This window comes from Pseudomonas marginalis, assembly GCF_024169655.1.
In the GTDB taxonomy this organism is placed as follows: domain Bacteria; phylum Pseudomonadota; class Gammaproteobacteria; order Pseudomonadales; family Pseudomonadaceae; genus Aquipseudomonas; species Aquipseudomonas paraveronii.
On the sequence record NZ_JALJWV010000001.1, the window covers coordinates 3,830,523 to 3,848,882 of the forward strand.

16 protein-coding genes are annotated in these 18,360 nt (G+C 62.5%); 9 read left to right on the forward strand and 7 right to left on the reverse strand.

The window, feature by feature from the left end; genetic code table 11:
• Nucleotides 1-7: 7 nt before the first annotated feature.
• Complete coding sequence (locus tag J2Y83_RS17305; RefSeq protein WP_253396994.1) at nucleotides 8-634, reverse strand: response regulator; 627 nt, start codon at nucleotides 632-634, stop codon at nucleotides 8-10.
• Complete coding sequence (locus tag J2Y83_RS17310) at nucleotides 634-1,893, reverse strand: HAMP domain-containing sensor histidine kinase (protein ID WP_253396997.1); 1,260 nt, start codon at nucleotides 1,891-1,893, stop codon at nucleotides 634-636. Before J2Y83_RS17310 ends, J2Y83_RS17305 begins: the two co-directional genes overlap by 1 nt.
• Before the next feature lie 279 nt (nucleotides 1,894-2,172).
• Between J2Y83_RS17310 and J2Y83_RS17315 the strand changes: the two genes are divergently transcribed.
• The 6 genes from J2Y83_RS17315 (at nucleotide 2,173) to J2Y83_RS17340 (ending at nucleotide 7,208) form a co-directional block, all read left to right on the forward strand.
• Nucleotides 2,173-3,357, forward strand: a complete 1,185-nt coding sequence (locus J2Y83_RS17315; RefSeq protein WP_253397001.1) for an ABC transporter substrate-binding protein — start codon at nucleotides 2,173-2,175, stop codon at nucleotides 3,355-3,357.
• 28 nt (nucleotides 3,358-3,385) lie between these two features.
• Complete coding sequence (locus J2Y83_RS17320; RefSeq protein ID WP_253397002.1) at nucleotides 3,386-4,345, forward strand: YVTN family beta-propeller repeat protein; 960 nt, start codon at nucleotides 3,386-3,388, stop codon at nucleotides 4,343-4,345.
• Complete coding sequence (locus J2Y83_RS17325; protein ID WP_253397007.1) at nucleotides 4,342-5,082, forward strand: ABC transporter ATP-binding protein; 741 nt, start codon at nucleotides 4,342-4,344, stop codon at nucleotides 5,080-5,082. The genes J2Y83_RS17320 and J2Y83_RS17325 overlap by 4 nt, the downstream gene beginning before the upstream one ends.
• Nucleotides 5,079-5,870, forward strand: coding sequence for an ABC transporter permease (locus J2Y83_RS17330; protein ID WP_253397008.1), 792 nt, complete (start codon nucleotides 5,079-5,081; stop codon nucleotides 5,868-5,870). The genes J2Y83_RS17325 and J2Y83_RS17330 overlap by 4 nt, the downstream gene beginning before the upstream one ends.
• 108 nt (nucleotides 5,871-5,978) lie before the next feature.
• A complete protein-coding gene (locus J2Y83_RS17335) occupies nucleotides 5,979-6,518 on the forward strand; it encodes a PQQ-dependent catabolism-associated CXXCW motif protein (protein WP_253397009.1) in 540 nt (179 codons plus the stop codon).
• Between the two features lie 24 nt (nucleotides 6,519-6,542).
• Nucleotides 6,543-7,208 carry a response regulator transcription factor gene (locus J2Y83_RS17340; protein WP_253397010.1) on the forward strand — a complete coding sequence of 222 codons (666 nt, stop codon included), beginning with the start codon at nucleotides 6,543-6,545 and terminating at the stop codon, nucleotides 7,206-7,208.
• A 163-nt stretch (nucleotides 7,209-7,371) separates the two neighbouring features.
• On the opposite strand, the gene J2Y83_RS17345 is transcribed toward J2Y83_RS17340, so the two are convergent.
• From J2Y83_RS17345 to J2Y83_RS17365, 5 genes are all read right to left on the reverse strand, one after another.
• Nucleotides 7,372-9,336, reverse strand: a complete 1,965-nt coding sequence (locus tag J2Y83_RS17345; protein WP_373423766.1) for a PAS domain-containing hybrid sensor histidine kinase/response regulator — start codon at nucleotides 9,334-9,336, stop codon at nucleotides 7,372-7,374.
• Nucleotides 9,266-10,423: a nitric oxide-sensing protein NosP gene (gene nosP / locus J2Y83_RS17350; protein ID WP_253397014.1), complete on the reverse strand. Its 1,158-nt coding sequence runs from the start codon at nucleotides 10,421-10,423 to the stop codon at nucleotides 9,266-9,268. Before nosP ends, J2Y83_RS17345 begins: the two co-directional genes overlap by 71 nt.
• Nucleotides 10,424-10,653: 230 nt before the next feature.
• Nucleotides 10,654-11,829, reverse strand: a complete 1,176-nt coding sequence (locus tag J2Y83_RS17355; protein ID WP_253397019.1) for a porin — start codon at nucleotides 11,827-11,829, stop codon at nucleotides 10,654-10,656.
• Between the two features lie 259 nt (nucleotides 11,830-12,088).
• Nucleotides 12,089-13,630, reverse strand: a complete 1,542-nt coding sequence (locus J2Y83_RS17360) for a methyl-accepting chemotaxis protein (protein ID WP_253397021.1) — start codon at nucleotides 13,628-13,630, stop codon at nucleotides 12,089-12,091.
• A gap of 486 nt (nucleotides 13,631-14,116) precedes the next feature.
• Complete coding sequence (locus tag J2Y83_RS17365) at nucleotides 14,117-14,599, reverse strand: Lrp/AsnC family transcriptional regulator (RefSeq protein ID WP_017847498.1); 483 nt, start codon at nucleotides 14,597-14,599, stop codon at nucleotides 14,117-14,119.
• Between the two features lie 195 nt (nucleotides 14,600-14,794).
• On the opposite strand from J2Y83_RS17365, the gene J2Y83_RS17370 reads away from it, so the two are divergent.
• The 3 genes from J2Y83_RS17370 to J2Y83_RS17380 are packed head-to-tail and all read left to right on the forward strand — an operon-like array spanning nucleotide 14,795 to nucleotide 18,359.
• Complete coding sequence (locus J2Y83_RS17370; RefSeq protein WP_247402995.1) at nucleotides 14,795-16,030, forward strand: 3-methyl-2-oxobutanoate dehydrogenase (2-methylpropanoyl-transferring) subunit alpha; 1,236 nt, start codon at nucleotides 14,795-14,797, stop codon at nucleotides 16,028-16,030.
• Nucleotide 16,031: 1 nt separating this feature from the next.
• Nucleotides 16,032-17,090 carry an alpha-ketoacid dehydrogenase subunit beta gene (locus tag J2Y83_RS17375; RefSeq protein ID WP_253397024.1) on the forward strand — a complete coding sequence of 353 codons (1,059 nt, stop codon included), beginning with the start codon at nucleotides 16,032-16,034 and terminating at the stop codon, nucleotides 17,088-17,090.
• On the forward strand, nucleotides 17,091-18,359 hold the full coding sequence (locus tag J2Y83_RS17380) for a dihydrolipoamide acetyltransferase family protein (protein ID WP_253397025.1): 1,269 nt from the start codon (nucleotides 17,091-17,093) through the stop codon (nucleotides 18,357-18,359).
• Nucleotide 18,360: the final 1 nt, after the last annotated feature.

The following is an 18,360-nucleotide window of genomic DNA, read 5'->3' on the forward strand; positions in this document are numbered from 1 at the left end:
GAATTTGTCAGCCCGCCACGCGCACCACGCCCATGTCGATGCCCAGGTGCACCAGTTCGGCATGGGAACTCACCTGCAACTTGCTCTTGAGCAAGGTCAGGTGGTTGGACACGGTCTTGCTGCTGATATTCAGTTGCTCGGCAATGGTCCGTGTGGGCGTGCCCCTGGCCAACATCAGGAAAATTTCCAGCTCACGCGGCGTCATGCCCTGCAAGCGTTGATCGCTTGGCGTGTAGGCCAGCTCGGTGGCCAGGGCCTGCTCGATATAGGCGTGGCCGTCGAGGATGCGCCGCACCGCTTCGATCAACACCTCGGGCGCCGAGCTTTTGGTCAGGTAGCCCGCCGCGCCAGCCTCCAGGGCTTGGCGCACCAGCGGCAGTTCGTCGTGCATGCTGAAGAACAACACGCGCAAGTGCGGCAGGCGCTGGCGCAGGCGGCGCGTGGTTTCCAGGCCGCTGATGCCGGGCAGGCCGAAGTCCATGATCACCAGGTGCGGCACCGCTTCCTGGACCCGGCTCAGCGCCTCTTCGCCGCTGGCCGCCTCGCGTACTTCAATGGCCGGCAACAGCGCACGCAACAGGCTGGCATAGCCCTGGCGCACCACCGCATGGTCATCCACCAACAGAATATTCATCAGGCCTCCAATGGCATGTTCAACGCCAGCGCCCAACCGGCGCCGGGGTGGCTGAGGATTTTCAGTTCGCCGCCCAGGCAGCGCGCGCGTTCGTACATCGAATACAGACCGACGCCGGGACGCTGCGGCGTTTGCGCACCGCGCCCGTTATCGCGCACCCACAGGCGCAGACGCGAACCGCGATGTTGCAGGCGTACACGCACCTGGCTGGCGTCGGCATGCCGCACGATGTTGGTCAGGGCTTCCTGCAGCAGACGATAGAGATGAGTCTTGCTCGCCCCGGACAACGCCGGCAGGTCCGCACTGACCCGCAGCCGGCAATCGATGCCATGGCTGGCCTGCCACTGCGTCACCAGCATCGCGAACGCCTCGGCCACCGGCAGGTGTTGCAGGGCCACCGGGTACAGGTCGTGGACCAGCGCACGAAAGCCTTGCTGCAGGTGGTCGCAGTGATCTTCCAGTTGCCCCACCGTGCGCGCCAGTAACTGCGGTTGGTCGGTGACCAGACGCAACAGGCAGGCCTGGGCGCGAATACCGGCCAGGTATTGGCCGAGGTCATCGTGCAGGGTCTGGGCCAGGTGGTTGCGCTCCTGCTCTTGCACCGCCATCAGGGTTTGGGTCAGTTGGGTGTTGTCGGTGTGTGCCTGCTCCAAGGCATCGGTCATGCGATTGAAATGCAGCGCCAGTTGCCGCGCTTCCGGCGAACCGGCGCTGCGCAGGCGCACATTGAGCTGGCCGGCGCAGACCTGTTGCAGTGCGCGCAACAGTTCGTCGAGTACGCCCATGCCACGGCGCACCGCCCAGCGGATGGTCAACAGGCTCAGTGCCAGCGCCAGGGCGCACAGGCCCAACAGTTGTTGCAGGGAGTCCCAGACTTCGTCGATCTCATCACGCGGGTCGACCACGATCGACACGCGCCGCCCGTCCGGCAAGTCCATCACCTCGGCGCTGCGCCGTGCCTCGGCGAACAACAGGCGCCCGAGCCAGGCGTCCAGGCCGTCCACCTCCGGGGTTGGCAAGGTCGCGTCGGCGGCCAGCCAATGCACGCGCACATGCCGCAGGCTGGCGGTGAGATGCGGTTGCAGGCTGGCCGGGTCGCGCTCGGCGGTTGCGCTGAGGTAATGCACCACCGCTTCGGCCGATTGCAGCTCACGCTCCACATCCGTCAGGGCCTGATGCAGCAACAGCGCGGTGCAGGCGCAGGTGACCAAGGCGAAGAAACCGCACACCCATAGGTTGATGCGCCACAGTGCCGACATACCTAGTGCGCCACGCTGGCGGGCACGCTCAACGCCGGGCGTGGTGCGTGCAGCTTGTCGACGCCGATCAGGCTCACGATCAGCAGGAACGGCAAAAGCAGCGCCTTGAGGATTTGCATGATCGTTCATCTCCCGGATGGACACGGTGGGGGTAACCCATGCTAAGACCCCACCCCCTGCGCGGGGCTACTACCTTGGTACTGGCTCAGCGGTACTTTCTGCATATTTGCAGCGGCCTCAAGGGTTCCTATGCTGGCGCAACCTGACATGGAGTGCCTTATGCGCCAGCTCGCCCCCTACGCCGTGCTCTACCTGCTGGCGATTGCGTGCGCCGCCGGGGTGGCCACCGCCAGCCAGGCCGCCGAGGCGCCGTTGGCGGTGCAGATCGGCTACCTGGGCTATCGACCTGATCCGGGCCCGCTGCTGTCGAATGTGATTCCCGAGCCCGCCGATGCCGGGCAGCGTGGCGCGGAGCTGGCGATCATCGACAGCAACAGCACCGGCGCCTTTCTCAACCAACGCTACAGCCTGGCCACCGCCACGGTGGACAGCCCCGACGCCCTGCTCGCCGCCGCCCAGGCCCAGCACGCCCAAGGCCTGCGCCTGTTCGTGGTCAACGCCCCGGCCGCCAGCCTGCGCCAACTCAGCGCGGCCTTGCCCGACAGCCTGCTGTTCAACGCCGGCAGCCCCGATGACAGCCTGCGCAGCACCGATTGCCTGGGCAACGTGCTGCATACGCTGCCCAGCCGGGCCATGCTCGCCGATGCCCTGGCGCAATTTCTGGTGGTGCGCAAATGGCAGAAGGCGTTGCTGATCGTCGGCCCCACCGAGGATGACCAGGCCTACGCCGCCGCCCTGCGCCGCGCCGCCAAGCGCTTCGGGGTGAAACTGGTGGCGGAGAAAGCCTGGCGCTTCGATAACGACCAACGCCGCAGCGCCCAGGCGGACATGCCGCTGTTCACCCAGACCGCCGAATACGACGTGGTACTGGTGGCGGACGAGCGCGGTGACTTCGGCGAGTACGTGCCCTACCAGACCTGGTACCCGCGCCCCGTCGCCGGCACCCAGGGCCTGACGCCCACCGGCTGGCACAAGACCGTCGAGACCTACGGCGCCGCGCAATTGCAAAAACGCTTCGAGGCCCTGGCCGGGCGCTGGATGAACGACCGCGATTTCGCCGCCTGGATGGCCGTGCGCAGCGTCGCCAGTGCGGTGAGCAAGCTGCGCCAGGTCGATCCCATGACCATCCGCCAACTGGAAATCAGCGAGCAACTGCCGCTGGACGGCTTCAAGGGCCGCAAGCTCAGCTACCGCCCGTGGAACGGCGAACTGCGCCAACCGATCCCCATCGTGCAACCGCGTGCCCTGGTCAGCACTTCGCCCCAGGACGGTTTCCTGCACCCCTTCAACGAAATGGACAGCCTGGGCTACGACAAGCCCGAGGTGACCTGCCGCTTCCCCTGATCGCTCACACAATAATAAGGAATCCGCCATGCGCCGCACCCTGCTCTCATGCGCCCTGCTGCTTGCCGCCGGGCACGCCGTGGCCAGCACCGCCTGGGTCTCCAACGAGAAAGACAACACACTGAGCCTGATCGACATGCAGACCCTGCAAGTCACCGACACGCTCAAGGTCGGTCAGCGCCCACGCGGCCTGCTGCTGTCCCATGACAGCAAGCTGCTGTACATCTGCGCCAGCGATTCGGACCGCGTGCAGGTGATGGACGTGGCCACGCGCAAGATCATCAAGGAACTGCCCTCCGGCAAAGACCCCGAGCAGTTCGCCCTGCACCCCAACGACCGCTGGCTGTATGTGTCCAACGAAGACGACGCACTGGTCACGGTGATCGACACCGAGACCTCCAAAGTACTTGGCCAGATCAGCGTCGGCGTCGAGCCCGAAGGCATGGCCGTCAGCCCGGACGGCAAGTGGGCGGTGAACACCAGCGAAACCACGAACATGCTGCACTGGATCGACACCAGCACCCAGACCCTGGCCGACAGCACCCTGGTGGATCAGCGCCCGCGCTTCGTCGAGTTCAACCACGATGGCTCGCAACTGTGGGCCTCGGCAGAGATCGGCGGCACCGTGACCATTCTCGATGTGGCCAGCCGCGCGATCCTCAAGACCCTGACCTTCAAGATCAAGGGCGTCCACCCGGACAAGGTGCAGCCGGTGGGGATCAAGCTCAGTTCCGACGGCAAGTACGCCTTTGTCGCCCTGGGCCCGGCCAACCATGTGGCGGTGATCGACGCCAAGACCTTCGAGATCCTCGACTACCTGCTGGTGGGCCGCCGCGTGTGGCAGATGGCATTTACCCCGGACGAAAAACAGTTGCTGGCCACCAATGGCGTCAGCGGCGATGTGTCGGTGATCGATGTGGACAGCCTCAAGGTGCTCAAGTCGGTGAAGGTCGGGCGTTATCCGTGGGGCGTGGTGGTCACGCCATGAACGCCCTGGAGGTGCGCGACCTGAGCTTCGCCTATGGCGCGCGCCAGGCCTTGCACGAGGTGAGTTTCAGCCTGGCACCGGGGTGCTTTGCCGCGTTGCTGGGGCCAAACGGTGCCGGCAAGTCGACCTTGATCGCCCTGCTCACGCGCTTGTACGACCTGCAAAGCGGCGACATCCGCGTGGGCGGCCATTCCCTGCGCGACGCACCGCGCGCAGCCCTCACGCAACTGGGGGTGGTATTCCAGCAAAGCACCCTGGACCTGGACTTGAGCGTCGAACAGAACCTGCGTTATCACGCCGCGCTGCACGGCTTGTCACGGCGCCAGACCGACGTGCGCGTCGCCGCCGAGCTGGCGCGCCAGGCCCTCACCGAACGGCGCCGCGAAAAAGTCCGCGAGCTCAACGGCGGGCACCGACGCCGCGTGGAAATCGCCCGGGCGTTGCTGCATGAACCGCGCTTGCTGCTGTTGGACGAAGCCAGCGTCGGCCTCGACCCCGCCAGCCGCCTGGCGCTGAACCAGCACGTGCGCAGCCTGTGTCTTGAACAAGGCATTACGGTGCTGTGGACCACCCATCTGCTCGATGAAGTGCAACCCGACGATGCGTTGATGATCCTGCACCAGGGCCGCTTGGTGGCCAGCGGGCAAGTCGATGCGCTGATCCTGGAACAGGGCGGCGACCTCGGCAGCGTGTTCGCGCGCCTGACCCGCGCCACTTCGACGGGAGCCCCGGCATGAATGCTTACTGGCAATGCTTGCGCGGCATCGTGCTGCGCGAGTGGCTGCGCTTTGTGTTGCAGCGCACGCGGTTTCTCAGCGCCCTGGTGCGCCCGCTGTTGTGGCTACTGGTGTTCGCCGCCGGGTTCCGCGCCGCACTGGGTATCTCGGTGATCGAGCCCTACGACACCTACATTCCCTACGAGGTCTACATCATCCCGGGGCTGGCCTGCATGATCCTGCTGTTCAACGGCATGCAGGGTTCGCTGTCGATGGTCTACGACCGCGAGATGGGCAGCATGCGCGTGCTGCTGACCAGCCCGCTGCCGCGCACGTTTTTGCTGTGCAGCAAGTTGCTCGCCACCGCGCTGATTTCGCTGTTGCAGGTGTACGGGTTCCTGGCGATCGCCTGGGTCTACGGCGTGCAACCGCCAGCCATGGGGCTGTTGATCGCCCTGCCGGCGTTGCTGCTGGTGGCCTTGATGTTGAGCGCCCTGGGCCTGCTGCTGTCGAACGCGATTCGCCAACTGGAGAACTTTGCCGGGGTGATGAATTTCGTGATCTTCCCGCTGTTTTTCATGTCGTCGGCGCTGTACCCGTTGTGGAAGATGCGCGACTCCAGCGAGTGGCTGTATTGGCTGTGCGCAATCAACCCCTTCACCCACGCCGTGGAACTGGTGCGCTTTGCCCTGTATGAACGCTTCGCCGGCCTGGCCCTCGCGGTTTGCCTGGGTTTGACCGCGCTGTTCGCACTGTTGGCGGTGCTCACCTTCAACCCACAGCATGCGGCGTTGCGCAAAAAAGGCTGAAGGCGGCAAAAACTACTACTTTAGTACTGGTTTTCATGTCTATCGTCGCATTCCCAAGGGCTCGGGACTCACGTGTAATGGGCGCATAACGATAAGGATCGCCCTGCCATGCTGCCTGCCCGACTGCCCTTGTTGGCACTCCTGTGCCTGTTTGCCGCCAACGTACAGGCCGATACGCCACTGTTTTCCGCCGACGGCTATCGCATCAGCCTGTACCGCAGCCCCACGCCCGATCACGTGCAGGGCGCGACGATCATCGACACCCCTGCCCTGCAAGCCCTGCTGACCCAGACCCCGGCCCCGGTGCTGATCGACGTGTACCGCCGCCAATGGCTGCAAGGCCGCTTCATCGAAGACCAGCCCCACGCCAACCTACCCGGCAGCCGTTGGCTGGCCAACACCGGCGACGGCGATCTCACACCGGAGTGGCAAAGTTATTTCGTGCGCCATGTGTACGCCTACAGCGGCGGCAACCTCGCGCGACCGTTGGTCTTCTACTGCCGCTCCGATTGCTGGCTGAGTTGGAACGCGGTAAAACGTGCCGCCAACCTGGGCTATACCTCTGTGTATTGGTATCGCGACGGTCTGGATGCCTGGGAAGCGGCGAAACTGCCGGTGTCGGTCGCCCAACCCGAGCCATTTGAATAACCACAATAAGAAAGGTGAACGGCCATGTACAAAATCCTGATTGCCGATGATCACCCACTGTTTCGCGAAGCGATGCATAACGTCATCAGCGACGGTTTCCCCGGCAGCGAAGTGATGGAGACCGCCGACCTGGACAGCGCCCTGGCGTTGACCCAGGAACACGACGACCTCGACCTGATCCTGCTCGACCTGAACATGCCCGGCATGCACGGCCTCAATGGCCTGATCAACCTGCGCAACGAATCGCCGACCATTCCGGTGGTGATCGTGTCCGCCGAGCAGGATAAACAGATCGTGCTGCAGGCCATCACTTATGGCGCCGTCGGTTTTATCACCAAGTCGTCGCCGCGCCTGCAAATGACCGAGGCGATCCAGCAGATTCTCAACGGCAATGTGTACCTGCCGCCGGACATCATCCGCACCCAGAAACCCGGCACCCACCGGCGCCTGAACGAAAACCCGGGCTTCGCCCCGGAATTGCTGCAGGCGTTGACCCGCAAGCAGTTGCTGGTGTTGGAGCGGATGACCAAGGGCGAGTCGAACAAGCAGATTGCCTACACTCTGGAGATCGCTGAAACCACGGTGAAGGCCCATGTGTCGGCGATTTTGCGTAAGTTGAATGTGCATAATCGGGTGCAGGCGATTCTCAGTGCCGGGGATATTGATTTTGGTTCTTACCTGCGCCGCTGATCTTCCAGAAACAACATAGAACCCTTGTGGGAGGGGGCTTGCCCCCGATAGCGGTGGATCAGTTATAGGTGCAGTGACTGACAGTCAGCTATCGGGGGCAAGCCCCCTCCCACATTGGATCTCCATTTGATCTCTGGATCGCTGTTTGAGGAGCGTTCGGTGGTCACTTGCCTAAGAGGTGGCTCATCGCGGTCTTGAGCTTCATCGGCCGCACCGGCTTGTGCATCAAGGTGTGTCCCAGCTCGCGGATCTGCAGTTTCAGCTCGTTGCTGTAGTTGGCAGTGATCATCATGGCCGGGATCGGGCTGGCGCGCCGGGCGTTGATGCGGGCTACGGCGTCGACGCCGTTCTGCTCATCGTCGAGGTGGTAATCGGCGATCAGCAGGTCGGCCTCGGCGTGGTAGTTGTCGACCTGCCGCGCCAGGTCTTGTTCCGACAACGCGGTGACCACCCGGCAGCCCCACCCTTCCAGCAAGGTGCGCATTCCCGCGCAGATCGCCGCGTCGTTATCGAGCACCCACACGCGTGCGCCTTGCAGGCGTTCCAGCATCGGTTCGCTCATGCACGGCTGCGGCAGCGATTTGGGCGCGGTGGCGCTCAAGGGCACGTCCACCGCGAACATCGAGCCCTTGCCCGGCCACGATTTGACGGTGATGCGATGGCCGAGGATGCCGGCGATTTTTTCCACGATGGCCAGGCCCAGGCCCAGCCCGCGATCCTGGTCGCGCCGCTGCACATCGCCGCGTTTGAACTCCTGGAAAATTTCCTCCAGGCGATCTTCGGCAATGCCCATGCCGCTGTCCCAGACCTGGATCGACAAGCGTTGATGCTGGCGTCGACAGCCCAGCACCACGCGCCCCGAATAGGTGTAGCGAATGGCATTGCTCAGCAGGTTGCGCAGAATCCGCGCAAGCAACTGGATATCGCTGCGCACCAGCGCCGAGCAGCCGATGAAGTGCAACTCCAGGCCTTCGCTGCGCGCCAGTTGGGTGAACTCGACGGCCAGGTTGTCGAGCAGTTCGCTGAGGGCGAACGGGGCGATATCGGCTTTGATCACCCCGGCATCCAGCTTGGAAATATCGACCAGGGTGCCCAACAGGTTTTCCACGTCTTCCAGCGAGTTGCTCACGTTGCGTACCAGGGTTTCATTGGCCTGGGGTTCGCGGCGTTCGAGCAAGGCGCCAGTGAACAGCCGCGCGGCGTTCAGCGGTTGCAGCAGGTCATGGCTGACGGCAGCGAGGAATTTGGTTTTCGACAGGTTGGCCTGCTCGGCTTCGAGTTTGGCTTCGCGCAGGCGCGATTCCACGCGGCGGCGTTCGTCGATTTCGCGCAGCAACTGGTCGTTCAGCGAAGTCAGCTCCGAGGTGCGCTGAGCGACGCGCAGTTCCAGGTTTTGATAGGCCTGGTGCAAGGCCTCGGCGGTGCGCCGGCGCTCGGTGATGTCGCGGATCAGCACAAAGATCCCCACCACTTCGCCACTGGCCAGGCGGTTGGGCACGTAGGAGCGCAGCATGTAGCGCTCCTGGTTGTTGATGTTGGTTTCGGCGAATTCGAAGGTCACGCTCTCCCCCGCCAGCGCCTGCGCGACGTAGGCATCCAGGCGCTGACAGTGTTCTTCGCTGTGGACTTCGCGCAGGCTCTGGCCGAGCATCATGCCCCGCGGCCAGCAGTACCATTCTTCATAGACCTTGTTGGTGAATTCATACACCAGGTCGGCATTGAGGTAGCCGATCAGGGCCGGCACATGGTCGGTGATCAGGCGAATCCAGCGCTCGCTCTCCTGGGCCTTTTGCGCCGCAGCCTGTTCACGGCGCAGGGTCTCGGCGCGCAGCCGGGCGTTGATCAGCAAGTGGTTGCTGGCGCGCAGTTCGGCCATCGCCTGGTTCAGCGCGTCGGTGCGCTCGCGCACTTGTTCGGCCAGCACCACCGAGTGCTGGAACGTGGTGTAGGGGTCGTTGCCCTGGGTCACCCCGGACTCGATACGCTCGATCAGCGCCGCGTTGATCCGTGTCAGTTTGTGATTGTCCAGGCGCAGCCGCGCCAGCTCGGCCAACAGTTCATTGCGATCCAGGGGCGCGTCCTCGGGCAATGGCGACGCCGGTGAAGGTCTGGTTGATGTGCATGCCATTGAACTGTTCTCCGTAGGTGTTGAACCCCATCACCCGCTGGTCGCGCAAGTAGCTCCCGATCTGCTCGAGGGTGCCGCTGTCTTCCAGCTCCAGGCGGCGCAGGAAGCAGTCGCAGCCAATGGTCAACAGCAGCTCGCCGAGGCGCGATTGCAGGCCGTCGAACAGAGTTTGCAGGTTCGGCAGGATCGGTCCGGGTTTCATCACCGTGAGGACGATGCCGTTTTCCACGGCGCAGTAGAAACTCAGGCTCAGGTCGTCGTGCACCTGCTGAATCGCCCTGACGTAATACTGGTCGTGGATACGCACCGCCAGCGGGTGCGCGGCGAAGACGCGGTGGTCGAGGTCGGCCACGGCCACGCCGATATGCCGCGCATACTCCTCGGCGGCGGGTTCGGCGTTGAGCTCGAATACCCGCCGCGACGGGCTGTCGGCGCCGGTCACCACGAGTTTTTCCGCGCGCGGCAGAATGTGGTGGGTGGTGAACACTTCGAAGTCCAGCCAGGTATTGACCAGCACCACCACGGCCGCGCCGCTGTGGAACACGCCGTTGAAATACACGTGAGTGTGCGTGAGGTAATTGTCGTCGCCGGCCGACCCGCCGAAATGCGGGATATCGCCGAGCGCCGCGCTGAGGGCCGCGAGCACCATTTCTTCACGGCTGGACAGGCCGTCGAGCAAGGTCAGGGCGAAGGTATTGCCCTTGATCGGCGCCAGGGTGTTGCTGCGACAGCCGCCCACCAGGCGTTCGACCATGTGCTGGGCGTCGATCAGGCTGAAGTGTTCGACCTGGTCGATCAGTTCGGTGGCAATCGAAAAATGCGCGTGATTGAAGCCCATCGCCGTCACGCAATTGCGCCCGTAGCCTTGGGGTGTGATCTCGCCGGCGCTGGTACAACCGACGAGTCGCACATTGCCGAAACAACGTTGCAGGGCTTGGCCGAGCGCCTGCAGGTCGTAGGAGGCCGAGCAGAAAAACAGCACGAAGCCCAGGTACGGATGCAGCAGTTGCTCGGCCAATTCTTCGGCGGCCTGCTCGGCATCGGTGGCCAGGGACATGGCACTGACTACGCCTTCATGGTTGTGCATCGTCGACTCTCCGCTCTGAGGCATGAGTGTACGAAGGCTGGGGGGGCGGAACCTATGCTACTTGGGTACTGGGTGGGGGGATGCGATGGGATTAGACGCTCAGGGTGCAGGTGATCAAATGTGGGAGGGGGCTTGCCCCCGATGGCGGTGGATCAGTCACTGATGATGTGGCTGAAACACCGCTATCGGGGGCAGCCCCCTCCCACATTTTGACCGCATATTCCAAATGACTACCAGGTGAGTACGGCACCGACGGCGAAGGTGTCGGTGTCTTCATTTTGGGCGCTGGTGTCATGCCCCTTGATCTGGAACTGGTTGTATTCGGCGACCAGCTTCAGGTTGTCGTTCACGTCATGAAACAGCGCAATGCCGCGGGTTTCATAATCCGCGCCGCTGCCTACCACGCCGTTGCCGTCGTCCTTGGTCTTGCCATACGACAGCGCCAGGCGGTTCTTGCCCAGCTTGTAGGAGCCCTGCATCAGGTAGCCGTTGCTGTCGACATTGCGCAGGGTCGCTTCGCCGGCATTGTTGGTGAAAAACGGGTTGATGCCCTTGGCCTGGAAGCCCGAGCCGGTCAGGGACAGGCCGCCCATTTTCGCCTGCACGCCGTAGCCCACGCCTTTGGAGGTGACGCTGTCGACGTTGGAATCGGTGTTGTCCGAGGTCTGGTAGCTGCCGTTGAGCCAGCTGTAGATCTTCGCCCCGCCCAGGTCGAACTGGTAGGTGATCTCGCTCTCGGTGCGCGGGTTTTCCTGGTAGGCCTTGCCTTGGGGGCTGCTGTCGTTGGTGTCGACCGGGTCGAGGATGCCGACGGCAATACGCAGGCCGTCCATCACCGGGGTGCGGTAGGTGATCTGCGAAGTCGGGAACGGGTACGGGTAGCCGCTGCCGATATTGCCGAACGAAACCCCGCCGCCATCGACCAGGCCGAGGCTGTCGCTGACCTGGCCGTAGCCCGCCAGCAATTCATCGAGCAGGATATTGGAACGGGCGAACAGGCCGAAGTCCTTGCCGATCAGCACTTCGCCCCACTCCGGGTTGGCCACCGTGCCGTAGAACTGGCGCACATCGATGGCGGTGTCGGTGCCGTTGGTTTCGCTGTCGTTGATGGTCACCCAGAACGAGGCACGGGCGCCGAGCTTGAGGTCGTCGACCTGCTTGCTCATGTTGAAGCCCAGGTAGTTGGGCAAAAAGCCCATCTTCACCCGGGCCTGGCGGCGGTCGTATTGGTCACCGGCGCGGTCTACGTTGCTATTGACGTAGAAGGCGTTGATGTAGCCATCGGTGGAGAAGGTGGTTTCGTCTTTGTCGTACAGCATGATTTCGGCGTTGGCGAACGGGCTCAGGCCCAGGCCGACGAGAAAGGCAGGCAACAGACGCAGGGGGAGATTCTTATTGTTATGCATGGTGCGCTCCGCAACGGGGACGTGATGTCGGAGGCGATTATCGAAAGCTGCCAGGCCACGGCCTACGCTGCCTTGGCGCTGGTTTGCGGGTGCTTTGGGTGGGCCACGGGTGCCCGGCAAGTTCGGTGTAAGACGGGCCCGGTTACAGGCCCGGCACTTAGGGTGTAAGACCGGGCGTGAACCAGTTGCCGAGGACGTTGCGCCGAATCAGCGCGGCGTGCGCGCCAAACGGAACGCACACCTGCGGGGCCAGCTTGATTCAGTTGATGACGAACTGGGAGACGATCTGCTTGAGGTCCATCGCCAGCTTCGACAGTTCGTGGCTGGCAATGGACGTTTGCCCGGCGGCCGACGAACTCTGGATCGACAGGTCGCGAATGCTGATCAGGTTCTGGTCGACGGAGCGCGCCACATGCGCCTGTTCTTCGGAGGCCGTCGCGATCAACAGGTTGCGGTCGTTGATGTCGGCAATCGCTTCGGTGATCTGGATGATGGCCTCGCCCGCTTCGTGGGCGATTTTCAGGGAGTCCACCGCTTCGCTGCGGTTCATGGACATCGACGACACCGCCTCGTTGGAACAGACCTGGATCTTCGCGATCATCTGCTCGATTTCCTGGGTCGAGGTCTGGGTCCGGTGGGCCAGCGCCCGCACTTCATCGGCCACGACCGCAAACCCTCGGCCTTGCTCGCCGGCCCGTGCCGCTTCGATGGCGGCGTTCAGCGCCAGCAGGTTGGTCTGTTCGGCAATCGAGCGGATCACTTCCACCACCCGTGCGATGTCCTGGGCCTGCTTGGCCAGGCCTTCGACTTCCATACCGGTCTGCTGCACGGTGGCGCTGAGTTTTTCAATCGACGCGATGGTCTGGGTGACACGCTCCTGGCCGATTTTGGCCGAGCGCTGGGAGTCCTGGGTCGACTGGGAGGCCGAAACGGCATTGCGCGCGACTTCTTCCACCGCCGCCGTCATCTCATTGACCGCCGTGGCGGCCTGGTCGGTTTCCATGCTCTGGCGCTCGATACCGGCGCTGGACTCACGGGTGATCGAACTCATCTCTTCGGCAGCCGAGGCCAACTGCCCGGACGCTTCGGAGATGTGCTGCAACGTGGTTTTGAGGTTCATCTGCATCGCGGCGGTGGATTGTTGCAGCGCCGTCAGCTCATCCTTGCCGTTGACGGCGATGGCCACGCGCAGATCACCGTCGGCGATCTTGGAGGTCGACACCAGCAACTCACGCACCGGGGTAATGATACTGCGGGTGAACAGGCTGGCGACCACCACGGTCAGCATCACTGAAATACCCATCAGCGCCCAAGTAAACAGGCGAGTCGCGTTGTATTCGCTGGAGGCTGCGCTCACCGCGTCCTGAGACCCACGCTCATTCAATACGATCAGGTCATTGATCAAGTCCTGCACCTTAAGCGCAATTGGGCTTAGATCATCACGCAGATAAACCGCGATCTGCTCGAGAGGCGTCGTGCTGGAAAACGCCAGAAACGCGTCAACCTTCTGGCTGTACGCCCGAATGCCGCTCAGGACTTCGTCATATTTAGCCTGTTCTTCGGGACTCGACACCAAAGGCGCATAGCTCTCGGAAATCTTGGTCAGATTCAATCGGAGGCTTTGAATTTTATCCCGTGCGCCTTGATCCTGACGGGCCCAGTCCATGGCAAAACTGCGCAGTTCCAGGCGCAGCTTATAAAGAGCGGAGTCGATTCTCCCGGCCAGGCGAATACTCGGAAGCCAGTTCGTCTCGATGGCGACGGTTGAAGAATAGACAGAGTCGACTTTTACCAGCGTCATCCCCCCTTGTATTAACAGCAGAATGCAAACCACTCCGAAACAAAGGGTGGTACGTAGATTCAATTTCAGGGATCTCATGGCCATCTCGATTCACCTTTTGCCTGGACTTGTTAGTTAGGTGGCTTATAGCTACTAATTTGTTTAATAAAGCGTGAAAAATTCGTGAGTGTTCAAGAAAATTTTTATGAGACAAACAAAATAATTCGGACATTTAAATTACTTAGCTAAACAACAAAATTCATCCAGCCTTAAACCCCAGCGCGTTGGAGATCAATCGGGCTGGGCAGCGACATTTAGAGTGCGGAGCTGGATTAAAGTCGTAGAGCGCACGGCATATTGACTGCTGACAATCCATGACTTGTCCGATCATATAAATGAGGAGCGTAGCAGACACAGTAGAGCGCTCAGACAAAACGTATATTGACAGGCGTCAATATAAAAAAGACGCGGACGGCAATGCAGACTATTGGCGCCGCGAACCTTGTCTCAAACCATCAAGCCATCCGGCGGCAGCGGCAACGCGGTCTTATAGCGCACTTGTTTAAGAGCGAAGCTGGAGCGGATATTGGCAACGCCTGGCACTTTGGTCAGAAAGTCCATCATGAAACGTTCCAGCGACTGGATCGTCGGCACCAACACACGGATCAGGTAGTCCGGGTCGCCGGCCATCAAGTAGCATTCCATCACCTCGGGCCGATCGGAAATCGCCCCTTCGAATTGTTGCAGGGCCAGTTCGTTCTGTTTTTCCAGGCTGACGTGGATAAACACGTTGACGTGCAGCCCCAGCAGGTCGGCATCGAGCAAGGTTACCTGGTCGCGAATCAGGCCCAGTTCTTCCATCGCCTTGACCCGGTTGAAGCACGGTGTGGGCGACAGGTTGACCGAGCGGGCGAGGTCGGCGTTGGTGATGCGCGCATTCTCCTGCAGGGCGTTGAGAATGCCGATATCGGTACGGTCCAGTTTGCGCATGAGACAAAATCACCTGTTTATTGTGTTTATGCAGTTTTTTTATCCGCAAATGAGCCCAAGCGCAATGAAACACAGATAAATATTCTTCTACGCCCCGCCTATGATTGTTGTAGGACAAGATTTCTCCTACCCGGAGGAAGACGGTCAGCTAGCGCGCCCACTACAAGAAATTCACAAGATCGAGCGTAGAAAGCCATGAACCAGCCGTATGCACCGTTGCGCCTGCACGTTCCCGAACCCTCGGGCCGCCCAGGCTGCAAGACTGACTTTACCTACCTGCGTCTGACGGACGCGGGCCTGGTGCGCAAACCCCCTATCAACGTAGAACCCGCCGACACCGCCGACCTGGCCAAGGGCCTGATTCGCGTGCTCGACGACCAGGGCCAGGCCCTCGGTCCCTGGGCTGAAGGCGTGCCTGTCGAGATCCTGCGTCGCGGCATGCGTGCCATGCTCAAGACGCGGATCTTCGATAACCGCATGGTGGTCGCCCAGCGTCAGAAAAAAATGTCGTTCTATATGCAGAGCCTCGGCGAAGAAGCCATCGGCAGCGCCCAGGCCCTGGCCTTGAACATCGACGACATGTGCTTCCCCACCTACCGCCAGCAAAGCATCCTGATGGCACGCGACGTGCCGCTGGTGGACCTGATCTGCCAACTGCTGTCCAACGAGCGCGATCCGCTCAAGGGCCGACAGTTGCCGATCATGTATTCGGTGAAAGACGCCGGTTTCTTCACCATTTCCGGCAACCTTGCTACCCAATTCGTACAAGGTGTGGGCTGGGGCATGGCCTCGGCGATCAAGGGCGATACCAAGATCGCCTCGGCCTGGATCGGCGACGGCGCCACTGCCGAATCGGACTTCCACACCGCCCTCACCTTCGCCCACGTCTATCGCGCGCCGGTGATTCTCAACGTGGTCAACAACCAGTGGGCAATCTCCACCTTCCAGGCCATCGCTGGCGGTGAAGCCACCACCTTCGCCGGACGCGGCGTCGGTTGCGGCATCGCCTCGCTGCGCGTGGACGGCAACGACTTCATCGCGGTGTACGCCGCTTCCGCCTGGGCCGCCGAACGCGCGCGGCGCAACCTTGGCCCGACCCTGATCGAATGGGTCACCTACCGCGCCGGACCGCACTCCACTTCGGATGATCCCTCCAAATACCGTCCCGCCGATGACTGGAGCCACTTCCCGTTGGGCGACCCGATTGCGCGCCTCAAGCAGCACCTGATCAAGACTGGTCAGTGGTCCGAAGAGGAACACGCGGCGGTCAGTGCCGAACTGGAAGCCGAAGTGGTCAAGGCGCAGAAAGAAGCCGAACAGTACGGCACCCTCGCCGGCGGCCAGATTCCAAGCGCCGCGACCATGTTCGAAGACGTCTATAAAGAGATGCCGGAGCACTTGAAGCGCCAGCGTCAAGAGTCGGGGGTCTGACATGAACGATCACAACAACAGCATCGAATTGGAAACCGCCATGACCACCACCACCATGACCATGATCCAGGCCCTGCGCTCGGCCATGGACGTGATGCTTGAGCGTGACGACAACGTGGTGGTGTTCGGCCAGGACGTCGGCTATTTCGGCGGCGTATTCCGTTGCACCGAGGGTCTGCAGAACAAGTTCGGCAGCTCGCGGGTGTTTGACGCGCCGATCTCCGAAAGCGGCATCGTCGGCGTGGCGGTGGGCATGGGCGCCTACGGCCTGCGCCCGGTGGCGGAAATCCAGTTCGCCGACTACGTCTACCCGGCCAGCGACCAGATCATCTCCGAAGCGGCGCGCCTGCGGTATCGCTCGGCCGGCCAGTTCACCGCGCCGTTGACCCTGCGCATGCCTTGCGGCGGCGGCATCTACGGCGGCCAGACCCACAGCCAGAGTATCGAAGCGGTGTTCACCCAGGTCTGCGGCCTGCGCACGGTGATGCCGTCCAACCCCTATGACGCCAAGGGCCTGTTGATCGCCTCCATCGAAAACGATGACCCGGTGATCTTCCTTGAGCCCAAGCGCCTGTACAACGGCCCGTTCGACGGGCACCACGACCGCCCCGTAACGCCGTGGTCGAAACACCCGCAGGCACAAGTGCCGGACGGTTACTACACCGTGCCGCTGGATGTGGCCGCAATCGTGCGTCCGGGGTCGGCCGTCACCGTGCTGACCTATGGCACCACCGTGTACGTGTCGCAAGTCGCCGCCGAAGAAACCGGCATCGACGCCGAGGTCATCGACCTGCGCAGCCTGTGGCCGCTGGACCTGGAAACCATCGTCAAGTCGGTGAAAAAGACCGGCCGTTGCGTGGTGGTGCATGAAGCCACCCGCACCTGCGGCTTTGGCGCCGAACTAGTGGCGCTGGTGCAGGAACATTGCTTCCACCACCTGGAAGCGCCGATCGAACGCGTCACCGGTTGGGACACCCCCTACCCGCACGCGCAGGAATGGGCGTATTTCCCAGGGCCGTCCCGTGTGGGCGCGGCGTTGAAACGGGTCATGGAGGTCTGAATGGGCACGCACGTTATCAAGATGCCGGACATTGGCGAAGGCATCGCAGAAGTTGAACTGTCGGTCTGGCATGTGAAGGTTGGCGACATGGTCGTCGAAGACCAGGTGCTGGCGGATGTGATGACCGACAAGGCGATGGTGGATATTCCCTCGCCGGTCCACGGCAAGGTGATTGCCCTCGGCGGCGAGCCAGGTGAAGTCATGGCCGTCGGCAGTGTGCTGATCAGCATCGAAGTCGAAGGCGCGGGCAATACCAAGGACGTGCCGGTGGCGGCTGAACCGGCCAAGGCGGCGCCTGCGCCGATGCCTGCCAGCAAGCCGGCCCCGATGCTGGAAAGCCAGCCGGCGCTCAAACCGTCCGTCGCGCCCCAGGCTCCCGTGGCCCGCGATGCCAACGAACGCCCGCTGGCCTCCCCCGCCGTGCGCCAGCATGCGCTGGATGCGGGGATCCAACTGCGCCTGGTGCAGGGCTCCGGTCCGGCGGGCCGGATTCTGCACGAAGATTTGGACGCTTACTTGCTCCAGCGTCCGGCGAAAAAAACTACGGCCGCCAACCCCTACGCCGAACGCAACGACGAAGAACAGATCCCGGTGATCGGCATGCGCCGCAAGATCGCCCAGCGCATGCAGGACGCCACCCGGCGCGCCGCGCATTTCAGCTATGTGGAAGAGATCGACGTCACCGCCCTCGACGAACTGCGCGTACACCTCAATGAAAAACACGGTGCGACACGCGGCAAGCTGACGCTGCTACCGTTCATCGTGCGCGCCATGGTCGTGGCGTTGCGCGATTTCCCACAGATCAATGCGCGTTACGACGACGAAGCCCAGGTCATCACCCGCCTCGGCGCGGTGCATGTGGGCGTCGCCACCCAGAGCGATGTGGGCCTGATGGTGCCGGTGGTGCGCCACGCCGAAGCCCGCAGCCTGTGGGGCAATGCCGAGGAAATCACGCGCCTGGCCAGCGCCGCGCGCAATGGCAAGGCCAGCCGCGACGAACTGTCGGGGTCGACCATTACCCTGACCAGCCTCGGCGCCTTGGGCGGCATCGTCAGCACCCCGGTGCTGAACCTGCCGGAAGTGGCCATCGTCGGCGTCAACCGCATCGTCGAGCGGCCGATGGTGATCAAGGGCCAGATCGTGATCCGCAAGATGATGAACCTCTCCAGCTCGTTCGATCACCGCGTGGTCGACGGCATGGACGCGGCGCAATTCATCCAGGCCATTCGCGGCCTGCTCGAACAACCCGCCAGCCTGTTCCTGGAGTAAG